18 protein-coding genes and 1 riboswitch are annotated in these 20365 nt (G+C 71.4%); of the genes, 5 read left to right on the top strand and 13 right to left on the bottom strand.

Translation table 11 applies throughout. The annotated features are described in order from the left end of the window. Positions 1-84 precede the first annotated feature (84 nt). The 10 genes from gcvP to SROS_RS19405 form a co-directional block, all read right to left on the bottom strand. Complete coding sequence (gene gcvP / locus SROS_RS19450; protein WP_012890657.1) at positions 85-2940, bottom strand: aminomethyl-transferring glycine dehydrogenase; 2856 nt, start codon at positions 2938-2940, stop codon at positions 85-87. A gap of 159 nt (positions 2941-3099) precedes the next feature. Then, a riboswitch (glycine riboswitch) is annotated at positions 3100-3191 on the bottom strand. A 15-nt stretch (positions 3192-3206) separates the two neighbouring features. After that, positions 3207-3827 carry a MerR family transcriptional regulator gene (locus tag SROS_RS19445; protein WP_012890655.1) on the bottom strand — a complete coding sequence of 207 codons (621 nt, stop codon included), beginning with the start codon at positions 3825-3827 and terminating at the stop codon, positions 3207-3209. A gap of 144 nt (positions 3828-3971) precedes the next feature. Then, the gene (locus SROS_RS19440; protein ID WP_086012361.1) at positions 3972-4442 is read right to left on the bottom strand and encodes a bifunctional nuclease family protein; all 471 of its coding nucleotides are present in this window, start codon (positions 4440-4442) and stop codon (positions 3972-3974) included. 79 nt (positions 4443-4521) lie between these two features. Next, positions 4522-5172, bottom strand: coding sequence for a transcriptional regulator FtsR (gene ftsR, locus SROS_RS19435; RefSeq protein ID WP_043652374.1), 651 nt, complete (start codon positions 5170-5172; stop codon positions 4522-4524). Positions 5173-5198: 26 nt separating this feature from the next. Then, a complete protein-coding gene (locus SROS_RS19430) occupies positions 5199-5714 on the bottom strand; it encodes a double zinc ribbon and FHA domain-containing protein (RefSeq protein ID WP_012890652.1) in 516 nt (171 codons plus the stop codon). A gap of 310 nt (positions 5715-6024) precedes the next feature. Next, entirely contained in the window at positions 6025-8526 is a 2502-nt protein-coding gene (locus tag SROS_RS19425; RefSeq protein ID WP_043652372.1) for a mannose-1-phosphate guanyltransferase, read from the bottom strand. A gap of 3 nt (positions 8527-8529) precedes the next feature. Beyond that, entirely contained in the window at positions 8530-9126 is a 597-nt protein-coding gene (gene clsA / locus SROS_RS19420) for a cardiolipin synthase ClsA (RefSeq protein ID WP_012890650.1), read from the bottom strand. A gap of 275 nt (positions 9127-9401) precedes the next feature. Further along, positions 9402-9821: a hypothetical protein gene (locus SROS_RS19415; protein ID WP_012890649.1), complete on the bottom strand. Its 420-nt coding sequence runs from the start codon at positions 9819-9821 to the stop codon at positions 9402-9404. A 66-nt stretch (positions 9822-9887) separates the two neighbouring features. Further along, positions 9888-10589, bottom strand: coding sequence for a response regulator (locus SROS_RS19410; RefSeq protein WP_012890648.1), 702 nt, complete (start codon positions 10587-10589; stop codon positions 9888-9890). Positions 10590-10635: 46 nt separating this feature from the next. Continuing rightward, a complete protein-coding gene (locus SROS_RS19405) occupies positions 10636-12300 on the bottom strand; it encodes a sensor histidine kinase (protein WP_148269132.1) in 1665 nt (554 codons plus the stop codon). A gap of 129 nt (positions 12301-12429) precedes the next feature. Between SROS_RS19405 and SROS_RS19400 the strand changes: the two genes are divergently transcribed. The 3 genes from SROS_RS19400 to SROS_RS19390 all read left to right on the top strand — a co-directional run bounded on the left by SROS_RS19400 (position 12430) and on the right by SROS_RS19390 (position 14843). Beyond that, positions 12430-13038 carry a class I SAM-dependent methyltransferase gene (locus tag SROS_RS19400; RefSeq protein ID WP_012890646.1) on the top strand — a complete coding sequence of 203 codons (609 nt, stop codon included), beginning with the start codon at positions 12430-12432 and terminating at the stop codon, positions 13036-13038. A gap of 133 nt (positions 13039-13171) precedes the next feature. Next, the gene (locus tag SROS_RS19395) at positions 13172-14353 is read left to right on the top strand and encodes an acyl-CoA dehydrogenase family protein (protein ID WP_012890645.1); all 1182 of its coding nucleotides are present in this window, start codon (positions 13172-13174) and stop codon (positions 14351-14353) included. A gap of 67 nt (positions 14354-14420) precedes the next feature. Then, positions 14421-14843: an SRPBCC family protein gene (locus tag SROS_RS19390; RefSeq protein ID WP_012890644.1), complete on the top strand. Its 423-nt coding sequence runs from the start codon at positions 14421-14423 to the stop codon at positions 14841-14843. Positions 14844-15070: 227 nt separating this feature from the next. Here the strand turns inward: SROS_RS19390 and SROS_RS19385 are convergent, their stop codons facing one another. From SROS_RS19385 to SROS_RS19375, 3 genes are read right to left on the bottom strand one after another with little or no spacing between them, the layout of a single operon-like run. After that, on the bottom strand, positions 15071-15853 hold the full coding sequence (locus SROS_RS19385) for an enoyl-CoA hydratase/isomerase family protein (protein WP_012890643.1): 783 nt from the start codon (positions 15851-15853) through the stop codon (positions 15071-15073). Then, positions 15850-16764, bottom strand: coding sequence for an alpha/beta hydrolase (locus SROS_RS19380; RefSeq protein ID WP_012890642.1), 915 nt, complete (start codon positions 16762-16764; stop codon positions 15850-15852). The genes SROS_RS19385 and SROS_RS19380 overlap by 4 nt, the downstream gene beginning before the upstream one ends. Positions 16765-16793: 29 nt before the next feature. After that, positions 16794-17483: a gamma-glutamyl-gamma-aminobutyrate hydrolase family protein gene (locus SROS_RS19375; protein ID WP_012890641.1), complete on the bottom strand. Its 690-nt coding sequence runs from the start codon at positions 17481-17483 to the stop codon at positions 16794-16796. Between the two features lie 492 nt (positions 17484-17975). Between SROS_RS19375 and SROS_RS19370 the strand changes: the two genes are divergently transcribed. Then, the gene (locus SROS_RS19370) at positions 17976-19091 is read left to right on the top strand and encodes a globin domain-containing protein (protein WP_012890639.1); all 1116 of its coding nucleotides are present in this window, start codon (positions 17976-17978) and stop codon (positions 19089-19091) included. Between the two features lie 189 nt (positions 19092-19280). Next, the gene (locus SROS_RS19365) at positions 19281-20360 is read left to right on the top strand and encodes a WD40/YVTN/BNR-like repeat-containing protein (RefSeq protein ID WP_012890638.1); all 1080 of its coding nucleotides are present in this window, start codon (positions 19281-19283) and stop codon (positions 20358-20360) included. Positions 20361-20365: the final 5 nt, after the last annotated feature.

The raw sequence follows: 20365 nt of genomic DNA, 5'->3' as shown, positions 1-20365 counted from the left end.
ACGACTCGGGGCCACGCCCGTCCCCCGCGCGGGGGCGGAAAATACGGGCCCGCGCCGGGAGACGCGGGCCTCAGCGGGCGGGGATCAGTCCTCGTAGGCCTCCAGCGGCGGGCAGGAGCACACCAGGTTGCGGTCGCCGTAGGCCTGGTCGATGCGGCGGACCGGCGACCAGTATTTGCCCTCGCGCACCGACGGCAGCGGGTAGGCCGCCTCGGTGCGGGTGTAGGGGTGGGCCCACTCGTCGGCGACCAGGCAGTCGGCCGTGTGCGGGGCGTTGCGCAGCGGGTTGTCCACCCTGTCGTAGGCCCCGGAGGCGACCTTCCCGATCTCGCCCCGGATCGCGATCATCGCGTCGCAGAAGCGGTCGAGCTCGGCCAGGTCCTCGCTCTCGGTCGGCTCGATCATCAGCGTGCCGGCCACCGGGAAGGACATGGTCGGCGCGTGGAAGCCGTAGTCGACGAGGCGCTTGGCCACGTCGTCCACGGTCACGCCGGTCTCCTTGGTGATCTGGCGCAGGTCGACGATGCACTCGTGGGCGACCAGGCCGCCACGGCCGGTGTAGAGGACCGGGTAGTGCGGGGCCAGCCGGCGTGCCAGGTAGTTGGCCGACAGGATGGCCTGCTCGGTGGCCGCAGTGAGGCCTTCGGTGCCCATCATCCGGATGTAGGCCCAGGAGATGGGCAGGATGCCCGCCGAGCCGTACGGCGCCGCCGAGACCGGGCCGACCGCCGAGCCCTCGCGCAGCGGGTGGCCGGGCAGGTAGTCGGCGAGGTGCGCGCGGACCGCGACGGGGCCGACGCCCGGGCCGCCGCCGCCGTGCGGGATGCAGAAGGTCTTGTGCAGGTTCAGGTGGGACACGTCCGCCCCGAACTCGCCCGGCTTGGCCAGGCCGACCAGCGCGTTGAGGTTGGCGCCGTCGACGTAGACCTGGCCGCCGGCCTCGTGCACCCGCTCGCAGATCTGGGTGATGGTCTCCTCGTAGACGCCGTGCGTGGAGGGGTAGGTCACCATGATCGCGGCGAGCTGGCCGCGGTGCTTGTCGATCTTGGCGTTGAGGTCGTCGAGGTCCACGTTGCCCTCGTCGTCGCAGGCGACCACGGCGACGCGCATGCCCGCCATGACGGCGCTGGCGGCGTTGGTGCCGTGCGCGGAGGACGGGATCAGGCAGACGTCGCGGCCGGACTCACCGCGCGCCTTGTGGTAGGCGCGGATCGCCAGGAGGCCGGCGAACTCGCCCTGGGAGCCCGCGTTGGGCTGGATCGACACGGCGTCGTAGCCGGTGACCTCGGCCAGCCAGCCCTCCAGCTCCTTGATCAGCTCAAGGTAGCCCGCGGCCTGCTCCTCCGGGGCGTAGGGGTGCAGCCCGGCGAACTCCGGCCAGGTGATCGGCTCCATCTCGGTGGTCGCGTTGAGCTTCATGGTGCAGGAGCCCAGCGGGATCATCGACCGGTCGAGCGCGATGTCCTTGTCCTGGAGCCTGCGCAGGTAGCGCAGCATGGACGTCTCGGACCGGTGGCTGTGGAAGACCGGGTGGGTCAGGTAGTCGCTGACACGCGCCAGGGCGGCGGGCAGCGCGTCGTGCGCGGCGGCGTCCAGGTCGGTCAGGACCGCGCCGCTGACCTCGAAGGCGGCCAGGACCTGCTCCAGGTGGAGGAGCTCGGTCTTCTCGTCGCAGGTGACGCCCACGTGGTCGGCGTCGACCAGGCGCAGGTTGACCCCGTTGTCGCGGGCCGCGGCGACGACCTCGGCCGCGCGGCCGGGCACGCGGGCGAGCACGGTGTCGAAGAAGGTGTCGTGCACGACCTCGACGCCGCCGTGGCGCAGCCCCTCGGCGAGCACGACGGCGTGCCGGTGGATGCGCCGGCCGATCCGGCGCAGGCCCTCGGGCCCGTGGTAGACGGCGTACATGCCGGCGATCACCGCGAGGAGGACCTGCGCGGTGCAGATGTTGCTGGTCGCCTTCTCCCGGCGGATGTGCTGCTCACGGGTCTGCAGCGCGAGCCGGTATGCGGGACGCAGGTCGGCGTCCTGGGAGACGCCCACCAGCCGGCCCGGCATCTGCCGCTGCAGGCCGTCCCGGACGGCCATGTAGGCCGCGTGCGGGCCGCCGAAGCCCAGCGGGACGCCGAAGCGCTGGGAGGAGCCGATCGCGATGTCGGCGCCGAACTCGCCGGGCGCGGCGAGCAGGGTGAGGGCCAGCAGGTCGGCGGCGGCGACCACCTGGGCGCCGCGCGCGTGGGCGGCGTCGGCGATGGAGCGGAAGTCCCTGACCCGCCCGCTGGCGCCGGGATACTGCACGAGCACGCCGAAGCACTCGGGGAGCTCGGCGGTGAAGTCGCTCTCGACCAGCTCGATGCCGAGCGGCTCGGCCCTGGTGCGCAGCACGGCCTTGGTCTGCGGCAGCGCGTCTGCGTCCACCACGAACACGTCCGACTTGGCACGGCCGGCGCGGCGGGCCAGGGTCATCGCCTCGGCGGCGGCGGTGGCCTCGTCCAGCAGGGAGGCGCCGGCGACGTCGAGCGCGGTCAGGTCGGAGACGACCGTCTGGAAGTTGATCAGGGCCTCCAGCCGGCCCTGGGAGATCTCCGGCTGGTAGGGCGTGTAGGCGGTGTACCAGCCCGGGTTCTCCAGGAGGTTGCGCCGGATGACGCCCGGGGTGATCGTGTCGTGGTAGCCCAGGCCGATCATCGAGGTGAGCACGCTGTTGCGCGCGGCCAGGGCGCGCAGCTCGGCGAGTGCCTCGGTCTCGCTCGCCGCCGGGGGCAGGCGGAGGCGGTCCTTGGCCCGGATCGCCTCCGGCACGGTCACCGCGACCAGGTCGGCGGTGGAGGCGAATCCGACCGCCTCCAGCATGCGGGTCTGGTCGGCGTCCGCGGGCCCGATATGGCGGGTGGCGAACGGCGGAGAGATGAGCTCGCTGAGCGGTGACAGGTCGGTCATGGGAAGCCTCCCGAGGTGGTGGAGACCGGCGCTGGGCGCGGGCGTATGCCGGATCTCCCCCTCTGTCACCTCGACCTGAGAGCTTCACCCCCCCTTGCCGGGGAGGCTTTCACCGTCGGTGAGACGCGCCTGGCGGACGCACCTGCTTTCCAGAGTCGCCTCGTCCGTGCGGTACCGGGTGCCTGAGAGATTCCGGGGAGGTTGCTCCTTCGGCGCCCCGATCATGTCGGGGTCTCTCCCGCACAGGGTCAGCAGCGAGACTAACTTTACCCCGTACGCCGAGCTCTGCGGCGGCGGGCCAGCTCATCGGCGTGATGATCGTCTAAAGGGCCCTGGCCGGACTCCGCGCGCTCGCCGGGAAGATCCGCGAGGGAGCCCTCCACCTCCTGCCACACCCGGCCCAGCGCGATACCGAAGACGCCCTGACCGCCCTGGAGAAGGTCGATGACCTCGTCGGGCGAGGTGCACTCGTAGACGCTGACCCCGTCGCTCATCAGTGTGATCTGGGCGAGGTCGTTGACACCTCGGTCACGCAGGTGCTGTACGGCGATGCGGATCTGCTGGAGGGAGACGCCGGTGTCGAGCAGTCGTTTGACGACCTTGAGCACCAGGATGTCGCGGAAGCCGTACAGTCTCTGGGAACCCGAGCCGTGGGCGGCCCGCACGGTGGGCTCGACCAGGCCGGTGCGCGCCCAGTAGTCCAGCTGCCGATAGGTGATATCGGCGGCCGCGCACGCGGTGGGCCCTCGATATCCGATGTCGGCGGGCGCTTTCACCGGCTGCCCGTCGAAAAGCAGACCCTCTTCACCCGCGCGCTGACGTGCCGACTGGCGCCGTTCCGGGTCATCCTGATCGGCGTTTCTACCCTCGCCGCTGCTGACCGCCACGCGGACCTCCGGCTTTCTCTCATCCCACGGCCTGATCTGGGGGTTTGCGCACGGCCGTGGGTTTCACTTGCACCGTAGGACTGGGGCCAAGCTCAGTCAACGACCCCACTCGGCGCGTCGTGAAGCGTAAATGCACCGAAATTCCTACCCCGCGCGACCGAAGTCCTCGGGCGTGATTGTGTCAAGGAACTCCCTGAACTTCTCCACCTCGTCCTCCTGGTCGTCAGGGATGATCACCCCGGCCTCCCGGACCACGTCCTCACTGGCGAAGATACGTGCGCCGGTGCGAAGTGCCAAGGCGATCGAGTCAGAGGGACGGGCACTCACCTCGACCCCGTTGGAGAACACGAGGTCGGCGAAGAAGATCCCGTCACGGAGGGCCACGATGTTCACCGTGCTCAGCCGGACGCCGAGCGCGTCGAGCACGTCACGGAACAGGTCGTGAGTGAGCGGCCGCGGCGGCGGCTCCTCGGCCTGGGCCATGGCGATCGCCGTCGCCTCCGTCATGCCGATCCAGATCGGCAGGTAACGCTCCCCATGTGCCTCCTTCAGCAGAACAATTGGCTGGTTGGAGGGCATCTCAACCCGAACGCCCACGACCTCCATCTGCAACACGGGCTGCTCCGTCTTCGCTGGATTCCGACCGGTTTGTTCAACGTAACACTCGTGGGGGTACGAGTGCCTGGTCAGGTTGTCACCGGCCCAGCACCCCACGCACGCCGGAACGCAGCAGAGAGGCGTGCAATTCCAGCAGGAGGCCGGAAATCTCCCTGGCCGTCTCGTCGGCCCGGTCGATGGCGCCGGGGCCGCGACGGCGCAGCAGCGGGGCGATGGCCTGCTCCACGAGGCCGGCCTCGCGCTCGGCGGCGGCCTTGACCGCACGCAGGTGGCGGGCGTGCAGCCCGAAGGCGGCGAGGGCCCCGACACTGCGGGCCACGGCCAGGGCCTCGGCGTCGTAGTAGCGGGCCACCGCGGCCAGCAGGCCGTAGTCCTCCAGCTCGGCGAGGGTCTCCTCGTTGAGCTCGGCGGCGGCGAGCAGCTCCTCACGGGTGAGGCGGACCTCGGGGGGCGCGTCGTCGGGGACGGCGCGCGGGCGCGCGACCGGCCGCTCCTCGCGGTCGGCCGCCTCAAGCTGATCCTTGATCACACGCAGCGGCAGGTAGCGGTCACGCTGCTCGCTGAGGATGTAGCGGAGCCGCTCGACGTCGGCGTAGGTGAATTTTCGATAGCCGGAGGGACTGCGCTCCGGCTCGATCAACCCCTCGCCCTCCAGGAAACGAATCTTGGAGATGCTGACATCGGGGAACTCGCCCTGCAGGAGAGCGAGCACCTCCCCGATGCTCATGTGCGCACGAGCGGCCTGCGAGCTCATCATCCTCCAGCGGCGCCACGGGTGAGGAAGACCAGCCGGAACTTGCCGATCTGGACCTCGTCCCCGCCGTACAGCGGGACCTCCTCGATCCGCTCGCGGTTGACGTAGGTGCCGTTCAGGCTGCCGACGTCACGGACGGTGAAGACGCCGCCGCCGCGGCGGTAGAACTCCACATGGCGGCGCGACACGGTGATGTCGTCGAGGAAGATGTCACTCTCCGGGTGGCGGCCCACGGTGGTGAGATCGCTGTCCAGCAGGAAGCGGCTACCGGCGTTGGGACCGCGCATGGCGACCAGCAGAGCGGTGCCCGGGGGCAGCTGCTCGACGGCGTGCCGCTCGGCGAGAAGCGTCTCTCCGGTCTCCGCCTCATAGGCCTCGATCCCGGAGAGGGAGATGGTCGAGGTGCTGTCTCCGGGGGTGTCGACGGCCCTGGTCAGCGGCGACCCGCATCGTGAACAGAAACGGGCATCCTCAGGGTTGGCATGACCGCACTGCGTGCAGTAGACGCTCGGCATCGATCGGCTCGGCCTCCTACCGCGAAGACGCGGCAACGGTACTCAGGGATGCGCGCCTCGCTTCTTCGCTTCTCAAGTATTTTCTCAGACTGCGAATGCCGCAACATACACCGTTGAGAAGCAGAGATCAAGGCAGACGCTCGACCGCGGGTTCGGTCGGTGACAAAGTTACAGCCGGGTGGCGCCCCCGGTCCATGCCGCCGCGCGGGGTTTGTCACACCTGGTCGCGCGGACCGCCCCGCGTCCCGCGGCGCCGGGTGTCCCTCCCCGCCGCCCGGAGCGCCGGGCCGGCCCCGGCGGCCGGGCTCCCTCACGTGGCCGCCGCCTCCTCCACCACCCGCGCCCAGTGCTCCAGCAGGCTCTGCGCCGAGTCGACGTCCGTCCCCTCGGCCCACAGGTGGGTGACGGCCTCGGCCGGGTCGGGCAGCACCAGCGCCCAGCTGCCGTCCTCGGCCACCACCCGTACCCCGTCGGTGGTGTCGATGCGGTGGTGCTCGGCGGCCTCGATCACCGAGCGCATCACCACCCCCTTGGCCGCCCAGGGGGTCGGGACGGTACGGCGAAGCAGCTTGGCCTCGGGGATCCTGGCGTCGATCTGGCTGAGCGACAGCCGGGTCCTGGCGACCAGGCCGAGCAGGCGCAGGAACACCGCCAGGCCGTCCACCGTGGGGCCGAACTCGGGCACGACGAAGCCGCCCCGCCCGTCCGCCGCGAAGATCATGTCCTGGCCCCGGGCGGAGGCGGTGAGCGCGTCGATCGCGGTGGAGGTCCATTCGACCTGCACCCCGTGGAAGCGGGAGACCTGCTCGGCCACGCGGGTGGTGGTGACCGGCAGCGCCACGCGGCCGCCGCGCCGCTCGGCGGCGACCAGGTCCAGCACCACCAGCAGGGCGCGCTCCTCGCTGATCAGCTGGCCCATCTCGTCGACGAGCGCGACCCGCTCCCCCACGGGGTCGAACCGCACCCCGAAGGCCGCCCTGGAGGAGCTGACGAGCTCCGACAGGCGCTGCAGGTCACGCCGGCGCTCGGCGAGGGTCTCGGTGGGCGAGGCGTCGTCCAGCCGGTTGTTGACGGTGAGCACGTCCACCCCCACCCGGCCGAGGAGGCTGGGGAGCACCAGGGAGGAGGTGCCGCCCGCGCAGTCCACCACGACCTTCATGTCGGCGTCGCGGACCCCGGCCATGTCGACGCAGCGCAGCAGCTCGTGGGTGTAGTCCTCGACGGCCCTGGCGGGGAAGCTGAGCTCGGCGATCTCGCCGGGGAAGGCCCGGCGGAACTCCTGCCGGGAGAAGACCCGGTCCAGCTTGCGCTGGGCCGCCTGGGACAGGTCCGCGCCGCGCTCGTCCATGAAGACGATGTCCACGCTCTGCGGGTCCCCCAGGGTGGTGCGCAGCGCGATGCCGCCGACGGCGTTCTCCCTGGCGGTGTGGAAGCGGGTGACCGGCAGCGGGGCCGCCTCCAGGTCGAGCACGTTGATCGCGCTGGCGTTCAGGGCGCTGATCACGGCCCGCTTCAGCGCCCGCGCGGCGCGCGAGGAGTCGCGGGAGGTGATGACCGAGGCGCCCTTCTTGAGCGTTGTGGCGTAGGCGCTGGCCAGCCGTACGCACAGCTCGGGGGTGATCTCCACGTTGACCAGCCCGGACACGCCGCGCGGGCCGAACAGGTTGCGCTGGCCGCGCGGCTCCCAGATGACGCTGGTGTTGACCACCGCCCCGGCCTCGATGGTCTTGAACGGGTAGACCTTGACCCCGGAGGAGACGTAGGCCTCGGCCTCGATGATGCACTCGTCGCCGACGACGGCGCTCTCCTCGATCCTGACGCCGGTCATCAGGTCGGTGTTCTTGCCGACGACGCAGCCGCGCAGGTGGGCGCGGGGCCCGACGTAGACGTTGTCGTGGACGACGGCGCGGTGCAGGAAGGCGCCCTCGCGGACCACCACGTTGCTGCCCAGGACGGTGTATTCGCGCAGCTCGGCCCCCGCCTCGACCTTGGCGTAGTCGCCGATGTAGAGCGGGCCCTTGAGCACGGCGTCGGTGTCCACCGAGGCGCCCTCGGCCACCCATACGCCGGGCGAGACCTCGAAGGCGTCGGTGTCCACCCTGACCCGGCCGGACAGCACGTCGGCCTGGGCCCTGAGGTAGCTCTCGTGGGTGCCGACGTCCTCCCAGTAGCCTTCGGCGACGTAGCCGTACAGGGGGGCGCCGCGCGCCAGCAGGCGGGGGAAGACGTCCGCCGACCAGTCGACCGGCACGCCGGCGGCTATCTCGTCGAGGACCTCCGGCTCCATCACGTAGATGCCGGTGTTGACGGTGTCGGAGAAGACCTGGCCCCAGGTGGGCTTCTCCAGGAAGCGCTCCACCCGGCCGTGGTCGTCGACGATGACGATGCCGAACTCCAGCGGGTTGGGCACCCGTTTGAGCCCGATGGTGACCAGCGCGCCGTTCTCACGGTGGAACCGGATCATGTCGGTCAGGTCGATGTCGGTGAGCGCGTCGCCGGAGATGACCAGGAAGCGGTCGTCGCGGAGCTTGTCGGCGGCGTTCTTGACGCTGCCGGCGGTGCCGAGCGGGGTGTCCTCGGTGGCGTAGTACAGGCTCATGCCGAGCTCGTCGCCGTCGCCGAAGTAGTTGCGGACCAGGGCCGCCAGGAACTGCACGGTCACCACGGTCTCGGTGAGCCCGTGCCGTCTCAGCAGGCGGAGCACATGCTCCATGATCGGCCGGTTGATCACGGGCAACAGGGGTTTGGGCTGGTTGGCGGTCATCGGCCGGAGCCGTGTCCCCTCCCCGCCCGCCATCACGACGGCCTTCACACATCACCTCTTAAGGCGTTTGGCTCCTTTGGCGAGCTGCCGCACCTGTACCCAATACAGCACCCCGGACCACCAGTACAGACCTGTGCCCCAGATCGCGAGCGACCAGCCGACGATTCCGGCCACATCCGCGTACCAGGCGTCGTGGTGGGCGAGGAAGAGCAGGGGGAAGGAGTAGAGCAGGTTGGCGGTGGCGGCCTTGCCGAGGAAGTGCACCGGCAGCGCCGGGCCGTACCCCAGGCGGCGCAGGATGGGCGGGATGCCCAGCAGCATGACGTCGCGCAGCGGGATCGCCAGCGCCAGCCACCAGGGGATGATGTCCCGCATGGCCAGGCCGAACAGGGTGGCCAGGATGTAGAGCCGGTCGGCCAGCGGGTCGAGCAGGCGGCCGAGCCTGCTGGTCTGGTTCCACGCACGGGCGATCTTGCCGTCGAGCCAGTCGGAGAACCCCGCCAGCATCAGCAACGCGACGGCCCAGCCGTCGGCCTTGGGCCCCAGCACCAGCCAGAGGAAGACCGGCACGCCGAGGAGCCTGGCCAGGCTCAACGCGTTGGGAACCGTCCAGATCCGATCTTCGGCTCCCGATGCTTCCGGATTCACCCGTATGTCTCCCCTCCCGCACTTGATGCCGACCCTACCGGTGCGGGGGGCGCACGGACCGTTTCGCCTGTTCCGGATCCGTCCTCCGGACCGGCGCGGCCGGCCCCGGCCAGGGGATTCTCCCGGACGCGCGGCGGGGACCGAGGCCGTGACGGCCTGGGACGGCCCAGCGGGAGCCCAGCCCGCCCCAGGGCGCCGGACGGACGCGACCGGGCGGAAAACACGCCGAGGCGCCACCGAGGCCCCTGTGGGCCGCGGTGGCGCCTCGGTGAAGCTCAGGAGCGGCGTACGGCCGCGCGAGGCGACCAGGCCCAGATCAGCACGGCCACGGCCAGGCCGAACAGGGCCAGCCCGCTGGGCACGTGGGTGCCGAGCATCTCCCAGCTGAAGTGCTGGCCCATGCCGATCAGGAACAGGCCCAGGCTGGCCAGCGCGGGCCACCCCGCCCCCCGGCCCGGCCGCCAGACCAGCACGGCCGCGACGATCTGCAGCAGCGCGATCAGGTGCACCACCATCCCGACCATGACGTGGGTCTCCGCCAGCTCCGCCCCGCCCTGCACGGCCTGGCCGGCGAAGGAGGCGGCGACGACCAGGGCGACCGCCTGGGCGGTGACCAGGATGCGCAGGCCGTAGAGCAGGCCCGCGGAAACGGGGCGGCCCTGTGCTGCGGACGGCGGGGTGACGACCTCCTGCATGAGATGTGTCCTTCCTCCGGTGAGTGGTTCGGAGCACATCGTGGCGGCGGCGGGCACCCCGGGTCGTCAGCCTGGGGGGTGACTCCTCGATCCGCCTCGTGGTGGATTCGCGACCGGCCGGAACCCCGCGTCGACCAGGCCGATCCGGTGCGCGACCACCGCGGCCTGGGTGCGGTTGCGCAGGCCCAGCTTGTCCATGGCGGTCGAGACGTGGGTCTTGACGGTGGTGACGCCCACGTGGAGGGCGTCGGCGATCTCCGCGTTGGACAGCCCCACCCCGACCAGCGCCAGGACCTCCAGCTCGCGGTCGGTGAGCCCGGCCGGGACCTGCACGGCGGCCTGCTCCTCGGCGGCGAGCGCGCGCTCGACCACGCGGCGCAGCACCGAGGGGGCCAGCAGCGGCTCCCCGGCGGCGGCCCTGCGCACGGCGTCGACCATCCTCTCCGGCTCGTCGTCCTTGACCAGGAAGCCGATCGCCCCGGCGCGCAGCGCGGCGTAGACGTTCTCGTCCTCGGCGAAGGTGGTGAGGATCACGATCCGCGCGGCGGGCCAGGACCCCAGGATCCGCCGGGTCGCCTCCAGCCCGTCCATCCTGGGCATGCGCAGGTCCATCAGCAGCACGTCGGGGCGGAGCAGCTCGGCCTGCTGGACGGCCTGCGCCCCGTCGACGGCCTCGCCGCAGACCTCCATCTCCCCGGCGGCCTGCAGCAGCATCCGCACGCCCGCGCGCACGAGCGCCTGGTCGTCGGCGATGACAACCCTGATCACGGGGCCTCCCCGGACGGCTCCGGGATCCCGGCGACACCGCACTCGCTCACGAGGTCTCACTTTCCTCACGCCACCAGGGCAGTCTCCTGCGCGAAGGGGTCTCCGCGCCCACGCGGTCGGCGCGTTCCAGGGGGAGCGTCGCCGCCAGCCGCCAGCCGCCGGCCCCGTCGGGACCGGCGGAGAGGTCTCCGCCGAGCGCCCTGGCCCGTTCCCGCATGCCCGCGATGCCCTGGCCGGAGGAGGGCAGCGCGTCGCGGGGGCCGGGAGGCGCGCCGCTGAGCACGTTCACCCCGAGCGAGCCGCCGGCCACCGCAAGCTCGACGACCGCCGAGGTGCCGGGGCCGGCGTGCTTGAGGACGTTGGTCAGGCCCTCCTGGACGATCCGGGCGGCCGAGGCCCGGGTCACCAGGGGGGCGAGCTCGGCCTCCGGGCCGAGGCGGAGCTCGACCCTCAGCCCGGCCGCGTTCATCCGCTCCACCGCGTCGCGCACCACCTCCTCGGGGTCGGCCACGGGCAGGTGGGCGAGATCCGGGTCGCGCAGCACGTTGAGCAGGCCGCGCAGGTCCTCCAGCACCTGGTGGCCGGTGGACCGGATGTCCGACAGCGCCTCGGCCACCGGGCCGGAGGGCGCCGCGTACTGGGCGGCGCCCGCCCGCAGCACCATGGCGCCGACATGGTGGGCCACGATGTCGTGGACGTCGCGGGCGATGCGCTCGCGCTCGGCCAGCAGGTCGGCCCGGGCGCGCTCGGCGGTGAGCTGCCTGGCCTCCTCCGCCATGGCCAGCTCCAGATCCGCCGCGGCCCGGCGGACGCCGACGTAGCGGCCGATGACGATGGGTGCCGCCACCATCGCCAGCAGCGCGGCCACCCGGGGCGGGGTGACGTGTGACAGCTCGCCTCCGACGATGTTCAGCGCGGTCACGCCACTGGCGATCAGGTAGGCGGCGGCCGTCCAGGACCACGGGGCGCGCATCGCGAACGCGCCGAGCGTGACCAGGAACAGCCCCTGCATCGAGTTGGCGGCGAACCCCGCGTTCTGGTCGGCCAGGAGCACCAGCAGCGCCTGCAGCGCGAACGCCGTGGCGGGCAGGCTGCGCACCAGGCCGGCGGTGAGCCCGCAGCCGATGGCGAACCAGCCGGCCGCCCAGACCGGCAGCTGCCCGCTGTCCCACTCCGTCCAGGTGTCGAGCACCATGAAGGCCACCCCGCCGCCCGCGAGCAGCAGGTCGAGGCCGGGACGCCGCTCCACCTCGGACACCGGCTCGATGGGGCTGCGCAGGTAGCGGCCGATGACGACCGGGACGGCGCTCATCCCGATCGGCAGGTACCAGGTGCCGGCGGTGAAGGCGATCCCGGGGTCGGCGAGGTTGATCGCCGTGGCGACGCCGGTCAGGACGGCGGCCGGGGCGATCCATCGCCAGGTGCCGCGGTAGGCGAGCGTCGCCACCGCGACGGGGAGCAGGATCTGCAGCGTGTTGGAGGTGTGGGCGCCGAGCTGGTCGCACACGACCAGGAAGATCGCCTGGTGGAGGCAGACCGCGAACGGGCGGCGCCGGACGAATCCCAGGGGGACCCCGGCGAGCAGCGCGAAGGCCCCCGCGACCCACCAGGGCGCCGTGCCGCTCTGGCCGGACTTGCCCGAGATCAGCAGGTCGAGAACGACTCCCGCGGCGGCCAGGCAGATGTCCAGGACCGGACCACGGGATCGCATGGGGAAAAAGGTATCGGGGTCCGGTCCCGGCTCTCTCATCCTCCAGGAGGGCGCCTCCTCCTCCAAGTGGCCGGAAGATCGACCGAATGGCGGGGGCGCGCGCCTCGGGGAGCCTCTACCCTTCACAGCATGACCAATGACACCACGCTGTTCCTGGGTCAGTGGATGCGTTCGCCGGGGACGGTCGGGGCGGTGGCACCGAGCTCACGACGGCTCGCCGAGACGGTGACGACACCGGTCCCCCACCGGGGCGACCCGGTGATCGTCGAGCTGGGGCCCGGCACCGGCGCGTTCACGGCGGAGATCCAGCGGCGGCTGGCCGGCCGGGGACACCACATGGCTGTCGAGATCAACCCGAGGCTGGCCGACTTCCTCGCCGCCCGGCACCCGAAGGTGGACGTCGTGGTCGACGACGCGGCGCGGCTGCCGCAGTTGCTGGAGGGTCGCGGTTTCTACAAGGCCGACGCGATCGTGAGCGGGCTCCCCTGGGCGGCGTTCTCGGAGGAGACGCAGACCCGCCTGATGACCGCCGTCACCGCGATCATGGATTCGAACACGGCCTTCACCACCTTCGCCTACAGCTTCGCCAAGCGCCTGCCCCCCGCGCAGCGCTTCCGGCAGCGCCTGCTCGACACCTTCGAGGAGGTCGTCGTGGGCCGTACGGTGTGGGGCAATCTCCCCCCGGCCTTCGTCTACCACGCGCGCAGGCCCCGGGAGGGCATGGCCGACCCGGCCTGAGCCGGGAGGCGCCCCGCCGTACCGGTCCCCCTGCCGGGACCGGATCCGGGCCGGGTGGCCCCGCTCCGGGGCTGGAGCCCGAACAGAACTCCGTTCTACTATTGCGCACGCAACGAGAACGGAGTTGATCACGGTGGACTTCACTCTTCCCGACAGCGCCCTCGCCGTCCAGCGCGGTGTCGCCGACATCTGCTCGCGCTACGACCTGGACTACTGGCAGCGCTGCGAGAGCGAGAAGCGCTGGCCCGAGGAGGTCTGGGCGGAGCTGGCCAAGGGCGGCTGGCTCGGCCTGGCCGTCCCGGAGGAGTACGGCGGAGGCGGCCAGGGGCTGCTCGAGCTGGCCGTGGCCACCGAGACGCTGTCGGCGTCCGGCTCCGCCGGGGGGTCGGCGTTCACCTACGTCCTCACCCCGGGCTTCGGCGCCATGACCCTGGCCAGGCACGGCAGCCGGTGGCAGCGCGACGAGCTGCTGCCCAAGCTCGCCACCGGCGAGCTGGAGACCTGCTTCGCCCTGACCGAGCCCGACGCCGGATCCAACGCCCTGGGCATCACCACCTTCGCCCGCCGCGACGGCGACGAGTTCGTCGTCAACGGCCAGAAGATCTGGATCACCGGTGTGCAGCGCGCCACCTGGATGCTGCTGGTCACCCGGACCGTCCCGGCCGCCGAGGCCAGGCCGCGCACCAACGGCATGACGGTCTTCCTGGTCAACGTGCCCGAGGCGGTCGCCGCCGGGCGGCTCTCCTTCCAGCCGATCCCGAAGATGGGCGCCAACACCACCCCGTCCAACATGGTCTTCATCGACGACCTGCGGGTGCCCTCGGCCAACGTCGTGGGCGAGGTCGACCAGGGCGCGCTGGTGCTGTGGGACATCCTCAACCCCGAACGCGTCCTGCTGGCGGCCTCCGCCCTGGGCGGCGCCGAGGTCGCGCTGAGGGTGGCCGTGCAGTACGCCAAGGAGCGCGAGGTCTTCGGCCGCCCGATCGGCGCCAACCAGGCCATCTCCTTCCCCCTGGCCCAGGTCAAGGCGAAGATCGAGCTGGCCAGGCTGATGCTCTACAAGGCCGCCTGGCTGTTCGACCGGCAGCTGCCGTGCGGCACCGAGGCCAACATCGCCAAGCTGACCGCCTCCCAGGCGGCCTGGGAGGCGGCCGACCACGCCTTCCAGACCCACGGCGGCATGGCCTACTCGCTGGAGTACCCGGTCGCCCGCCTGCTTGCCGACGCCCGCATCGGCAAGGTCGCCCCGGTCACCGAGGAGCTTCTGCTCAACTACCTCGCCACCCAGGTGCTGGGACTGCCCAGAAGCTTCTGAGCCGATTGCGGGGCGGCCCGTGCGGGCAGATCATGAGCAGGTCGGGACGAACACGAGGGAGCGGCCCATGTCCGCCTACGCCAGCACCGTGGTCAACGCCTCAGCCGAGGAGGTGTGGGGGTACCTCAGGGACTTCGGCAACCTGGCCGAATGGCTGCCCGGGATCACCCTCTGCGAGATCGAGGAGGGCGACGCGCTCCGGCCCGGGGCGGTGCGCAGGATCGAGGGCCCGGGCGGCACCTTCCGGGAACGGCTGCTCACCGTCGACGACGGCTCCCGCTCGGCCACCTACGAGATCTTCGAGAGCCCGTTGCCGGTCCGGGACTACCGGGGCCTCTACCGGGTCTCCCCCGTCACCGACAGCGGCCAGGCCTTCATCGAGTGGTCGGCCACCTTCGAGGCCGACGACGCGGCGAAGATGGCCAAGATCGTCACCCGCGGCATCTTCGAACCGGGGCTGGCCGCCCTGCACAAGCGCTTCCCGGCCTGAACGGGCCGCGGGGCGCGCGATCCCGGGTTCCGCCCGCGCACCCCGCGGCGGCACGCCCTCCGATGACCGGCGGCATGCCGGCGAAGGCGGCCGGACGGCTGCCCGGGATCAGGCGATGACGAGCGTACGGCCGGCGATGACGAGCGTATGACCGGAATGGAAGCGTCATTCCGGCCAGAGGCGGACGGCATGCGGGAACCGCCCGCCTCCTCCGGCCCGATGCCCGGTCAGCCGAACCTGGGCGGCCGCTTCTCGCGGACGGCCCGCACGCCCTCGGCCACGTCCGGCCCGGTGAACCCGAGGAACTCCATGGCCAGGGAGGCATCGAAGGAGGGGCCGGCGAGACGGAGCCAGTTGTTGAGGGAGTATTTCGTCAGGCGGATCGCCTCGGCGGAGCCGCCGGCCAGCCGGGAGGCGATCTCCAGGGCCCTTTCGTGCACCTGGTCGTCGTCGACGCAGAGGCTGACCAGGCCCATCGCCTCCGCCTGCTCGCCGGTGACCGGCTCGCACAGCAGCAGGTGGTATTTGGCCTTGGCCAGCCCGCACAGCAGCGGCCAGACGATGGCGGCGTGGTCGCCGGCCGCGACGCCCAGCCGGGTGTGGCCGTCGATGATGCGGGCCGTACGGCCGGCGACGGAGATGTCGGCCAGCAGCGCGACCGCGAGCCCCGCGCCCACCGCGGGGCCCTGGATGGCCGAGACGACCGGCTTGGCGCAGTTGAGCACGTTGTAGACGATGTCGCGTGCCTCGGCGAAGACGCGCAGGCGCGTGCCGTGGTCGCGCGTCATCTCCTCGATCATCGACAGGTCGCCGCCGGCGGAGAACGCCTCGCCCTCGCCGCGGATGACGACCGCGCGCACGTCGTCGTCACGGTCGACGTCCCGCCAGACCTCGGCGAGCTCGCGATGGCCGGTCATGTCCACGGCGTTGAGCCTGCGCGGCTCGCTGAGCACGATCCGGAGCACTCCGTCAGCGGCCCAGTCGATCTTCAGCTTCTCGTAGTCCCTCACCGGAAGGCCTCCCCGAGCCGCAGGGCGGCGTACTCGCGCGCCTCGACCGCCTGGTCGAAGAAGCCGGGCAGGCCGAAGAAGCCGTGGATGGCCCCTCCGTAGCGTCTGAGCTCGACCGGGACCCCCGCCGCCGCGAGCTGGGCGGCGTAGGCCTCGCCCTCGTCGCAGAGCGGGTCGTACTCGGCGGTGATCACCGTCGCCGGGGCCAGGCCCGTCTTGTCGGCGAGCCGGAGCGGGGCCAGCCTGGGGTCGGCCGGGTCCCCGCCGTACTGCTCGATGAACCAGGCCATCTCGTCGGCGCCGAGCCCGAAGCCGGTGGCGTGGTCGCGGTAGCTCCGGGTGTCCATGGCGACGTCGGTCACCGGGTAGACCAGCAGCTGGTGGACCAGCCGGAGCCCCGCGTCCCGGGCCTGCCAGGCCGCCACGGCGGCCACGTTGCCGCCGGCGCTGTCGCCGCAGACGGCGATCCGCCCCGGGTCGGCCCCGTAGGCCCCGGCGCGGGCGAAGACGTCCTTGACCACGGTCCACGCGTCGTCGGCCGCGGCCGGGAAGGGATGGTCGGGGGCGAGCCGGTAGTCCACCGAGACCACGACCGCCCCGTTGCGCACGGCCAGGTCGCGGCCGAGCGCGTCGTTCCGGGCCACGCTGCCGAACACCCAGCCTCCGCCGTGGAAGTAGACGATCGCGGGGAGCGGGTGGTCGCCCTCCTCCGGCCGGTAGACCCGGACCGGCACCCCTTCCACGACCTCGTCCCTGACGACCGGCAGCGGCACGATCGGCCCCCGCTGCTCGGCGAAGCCGTCCAAGGTCCGCATCTGGGCGATCACCTCGGGGGTGAGCGAGGAGACAGGCGTCTCGAGATCCGTCGGGAACAGCTTCAGGTAGGCCTCGGCCTGGGGGTGCAACGGCATGACCGCACATTACCCGGCGGCGGTCCGGATCAGCCGGTGGCGGCCTCGACCAGCGCCTCGACGAGCCGGTTGTCCTCCCCGCGCTCGGGGTGCCACTGGACGCCGACGGCGAAGCGGTGTCCCTGCAGCTCGACCCCCTCGACGATCTGGTCGTCGGCCCACGCCACGGCCTGCAGTCCCGCGCCGAGCCGCTTGAGCGCCTGGTGGTGGGGGGCGGTCACCTCTGCGCGGTCGCCCACCGCCTTGCCCAGCTTGCTCGACACGCTGATCTGGATGAGGTGCGCGCGGCCGGCGGCGACGTGGCGGTCGTGGTCGACCGCCTCGGGAAGCCAGGGGATCAGGCTGCCCCCCTGCGCGACGTTCAGGACGTGCATGCCGCGGGCGACCGCGAGCAGCGGCAGGTCGGCCTGGACCGCGGCGCGGGCCAGCGCCAGCTCGAAGCGGTCGCGGTGGGGCTGGAGGTCCTCGCCCCGGTCCTCGCGGGCCGCGCCGTACAGGGACGGGTCGAGCTCGCCGCCACCGGCGAAGATCACTCCGGACAGCTCTCGCGCGTAGTCGTCGACGCCGCCCAGGTTCAGCGGCGGCAGCAGCACCGGCAGGCCGCCCGCCTTCTCGACCGCGCGGGCGTAGGAGGGGGGCGACAGGACGGCCTCACGGACCCAGGTGCCCCAGCGGGCGGCCTCAAGGTAGGCGGTGATACCGATCAGGGGTCGGGACATACGTTCTCCAGGGGGCCATGCGGAAGGCGGTGTTCCCTATTTCGGGCGGCACCCATCCCATCTCCGGCAGGATCCCTATCATGACGCACACCATTTCGGTTATGTCACGCATCTGAGGTATCAGTGTCGTCTCGCCGGGAGCCGCCCCCGCCCCCGCCCGGGGAGGGCCGGAGCCCCTGGAGCCCGAGGTGGGGACCATGACACGGATCTACAGATCGGGTAAATCGGCGACTTCGGATGAATGTGATTCTTATTCGCTTATCCCGCAGAAAACAAGTGGTGCGGTCACGGACAATAACTTTCCCATTACAGATAGTTTGAATTCGCACTATATTACGGGGAAACGGTTGTGACGTCCACATGGTGATGGAAGACTTAAATTCGAGCGTCCAGGTGCGCCGGGGCCGCCGGACGCTCATCACCCGGAACCGTCAGGGAGGTGGATCTGCATGATCGGACTCTGATCCGATCAATTAGGGTGGGTTCGGTCACATGTCTTTGAATCCGCGTCTCGTCAAGGAAAGCTTCGCCGTCGTCGAGCCCGTCGCGGACAAGGCCGCGGCATACTTCTACGGCCGCCTGTTCGCCGAGAGTCCGCACCTGCGGGGACTGTTCCCGCCGGCCATGGACGTCCAGCGCGACCGCCTGTTCACCGCTCTGACCAGGATCGTCTGGAGTCTCGACAGCCCGGACAGCCTGTCGTCCTTCCTCGGGCAGCTCGGGCGCGACCACCGCAAGTACGGGGTGATCGCCGAGCACTACACCGCGGTCGGCAACGCGCTGCTGGCCACGGTCAGGCGCTTCGCCGCCGAGCTGTGGACCGCCGAGATCGAGGCGGCGTGGGTGTCCGCGTACACGGTCGCCGCCAAACTCATGATCGATTCAGCCGAGTCCGACTCGGGGGTCTCGCCCGCCTGGTGGCCGGCCGAGGTGATCGACCACGAGCTCCGCACGCCGGACATCGCGGTGATCACGTTACGTCCCGGCCAGCGCCTGCCGTACCTGCCGGGCCAGTACGTCAACGTGCAGACCCCGCGCTGGCCGCGCGTCTGGCGGACGTTCTCCATCGCCAACGCGCCACGGGAGGACAACACGGTCCGCCTGCACGTCCGGGCGGTCCCCGGCGGCTGGGTCTCCTCCGCCCTGGTCGAGCACACCAGGATCGGCGACACCCTGACGCTCGGCCCGGCGGTCGGCACGATGACCCCCGCCGACTCCGGCCGCGACATCCTGTGCGTCGCGGGAGGCACCGGGCTCGCCCCGCTCAAGGCCATCGTGGAGCACGTGATCGCCTCGGGGCGGCGGCCCAACATCCACCTGCTGTGCGGCGCGCGCAATTCGCGGGAGCTGTACGACCTGCCCGACCTGCTCCGGATGGAGTCCGCCTTCCCCTGGCTGAGAGTCGTGCCCGTGGTCTCCGACCAGCCCGGCTACGACGGCATGCGGGGGCGGGTGCCGGAGGTGATGGAGCGCTTCCACTCCTGGGCCGACCACGACGTCTACGTCTGCGGCCCGGTCGCCATGGTCAACGAGGCCGTCCGCAGGCTCCAGCGGAGCGGGGTGCCCCTGGCGGACATCCACAGGGACCTCATCCACGGCGAGCCCTGAGCGACGGTGTTTGGAAGCCTGCTTCACACGCCGGGCCATGGCGCGTATCATGGCGCAGCGCGACCAGAGTCGTACGGGTGTTCGAAAAAATCTCGCGTGGCGCTGCACCGCGTTTCCTCTCCGTCCTGAAGGACGGGATCTCCACACTGGAGGTAGTCGATGAAACCTGACCTGGAAAGGAGACCCGCCATGCCCGACACACTCCTCGCCGTGGGCACCCGCAAAGGCCTGTTCCTCGCCCGCTCCACCGGGGACGGCCCGTTCGAGGTGGAACCGGTCCGCTTCTCCACCATCGGCGTGCACTCGGTCGCCATCGACACCCGAGGCCCGGTGCCCCGGATCCTCGCCGGGATCGAGTACGGCCATTTCGGCCCCTCCGTGATGTGGTCGGATGATCTCGGCGAGACCTGGCAGGAGGCCGAACAGGCCCCGATCGCCTTCCCGCCGGAAACCGGGGCGGCGCTCACCCGCGTCTGGCAGCTCCAGCCCTCCCCGTCGGAGCCGGGGGTGGTCTGGGCCGGGGTCGAGCCGGGGGCGCTGTTCCGCTCCGAAGACGGCGGCGTCACCTTCTCCCTGGTGGAAGGCCTGTGGAACCATCCGCACCGGGCCCAGTGGCAGCCCGGTTTCGGCGGGCTCTGCCTGCACAGCGTGCTACAGCACCCGAGCGATCCGAAGACCATGGCGATCGCGGTCTCCTCCGGCGGCTTCTACCGCAGCAGTGACGGCGGAGCCTCCTGGGAGGCGGCCAACAAGGGGATCCGCGCCCCGTTCCTCCCCGAGGGATCGCAGTACCCCGAGTTCGGGCAGTGCGTGCACAAGGTCGGCATGCATCCGTCCCGGCCGGAGCGGCTCTTCCTCCAGCACCACTTCGGCGTCTACCGCAGCGACGACTTCGGCGGCTCCTGGACCTCCGTCGGCGACCCGCTCCCCTCCGACTTCGGCTTCCCGCTGGCCGTGCACCCCGACCGGCCCGACACGCTGTACGTCTTCCCGCTCCAGGCCGACATCGACCGCACGCCCGTCGACCACCGCTGCCGGGTCTTCCGCAGCGACGACGCGGGCGCGTCGTGGCAGCCCCTGAGCAAGGGACTGCCCGAGGGCCCGGTCCACGCCGCCGTGCTGCGCGACGCCCTGTGCGCGTCGAGGGCGGGGATCTTCTTCGGCACCCGCGACGGCGAGGTGTACGGCTCCCGCGACGACGGCGAGAGCTGGTTCTCCGTCGCCGAGCACCTGCCGGACGTCCTGACCGTGCGTGCGGCGGTGCTCTGAGCCGG

The sequence above is a fragment of the Streptosporangium roseum DSM 43021 genome (assembly GCF_000024865.1).
In the GTDB taxonomy this organism is placed as follows: Bacteria; Actinomycetota; Actinomycetes; order Streptosporangiales; family Streptosporangiaceae; genus Streptosporangium; species Streptosporangium roseum.
The sequence above is the reverse complement of the archived record's forward strand: the minus strand, read 5'-3'. Positions and strand labels throughout refer to the sequence as shown.

Bases quoted from the DNA above. Each gene is read 5' to 3' on its own strand.
- SROS_RS19370 (WP_012890639.1), top strand. From the start codon at position 17,976: ATGTCTTTGAATCCGCGTCTCGTCAAGGAAAGCTTCGCCGTCGTCGAG.
- ftsR (WP_043652374.1), bottom strand. From the start codon at position 5,172: ATGAGCATCGGGGAGGTGCTCGCTCTCCTGCAGGGCGAGTTCCCCGAT.
- SROS_RS19390 (WP_012890644.1), top strand. From the start codon at position 14,421: ATGTCCGCCTACGCCAGCACCGTGGTCAACGCCTCAGCCGAGGAGGTG.
- SROS_RS19380 (WP_012890642.1), bottom strand. From the start codon at position 16,764: ATGCCGTTGCACCCCCAGGCCGAGGCCTACCTGAAGCTGTTCCCGACG.
- SROS_RS19365 (WP_012890638.1), top strand. From the start codon at position 19,281: ATGCCCGACACACTCCTCGCCGTGGGCACCCGCAAAGGCCTGTTCCTC.
- SROS_RS19415 (WP_012890649.1), bottom strand. From the start codon at position 9,821: ATGCAGGAGGTCGTCACCCCGCCGTCCGCAGCACAGGGCCGCCCCGTT.
- SROS_RS19430 (WP_012890652.1), bottom strand. From the start codon at position 5,714: ATGCCGAGCGTCTACTGCACGCAGTGCGGTCATGCCAACCCTGAGGAT.
- gcvP (WP_012890657.1), bottom strand. From the start codon at position 2,940: ATGACCGACCTGTCACCGCTCAGCGAGCTCATCTCTCCGCCGTTCGCC.
- SROS_RS19400 (WP_012890646.1), top strand. From the start codon at position 12,430: ATGACCAATGACACCACGCTGTTCCTGGGTCAGTGGATGCGTTCGCCG.
- SROS_RS19405 (WP_148269132.1), bottom strand. From the start codon at position 12,300: ATGCGATCCCGTGGTCCGGTCCTGGACATCTGCCTGGCCGCCGCGGGA.
- SROS_RS19375 (WP_012890641.1), bottom strand. From the start codon at position 17,483: ATGTCCCGACCCCTGATCGGTATCACCGCCTACCTTGAGGCCGCCCGC.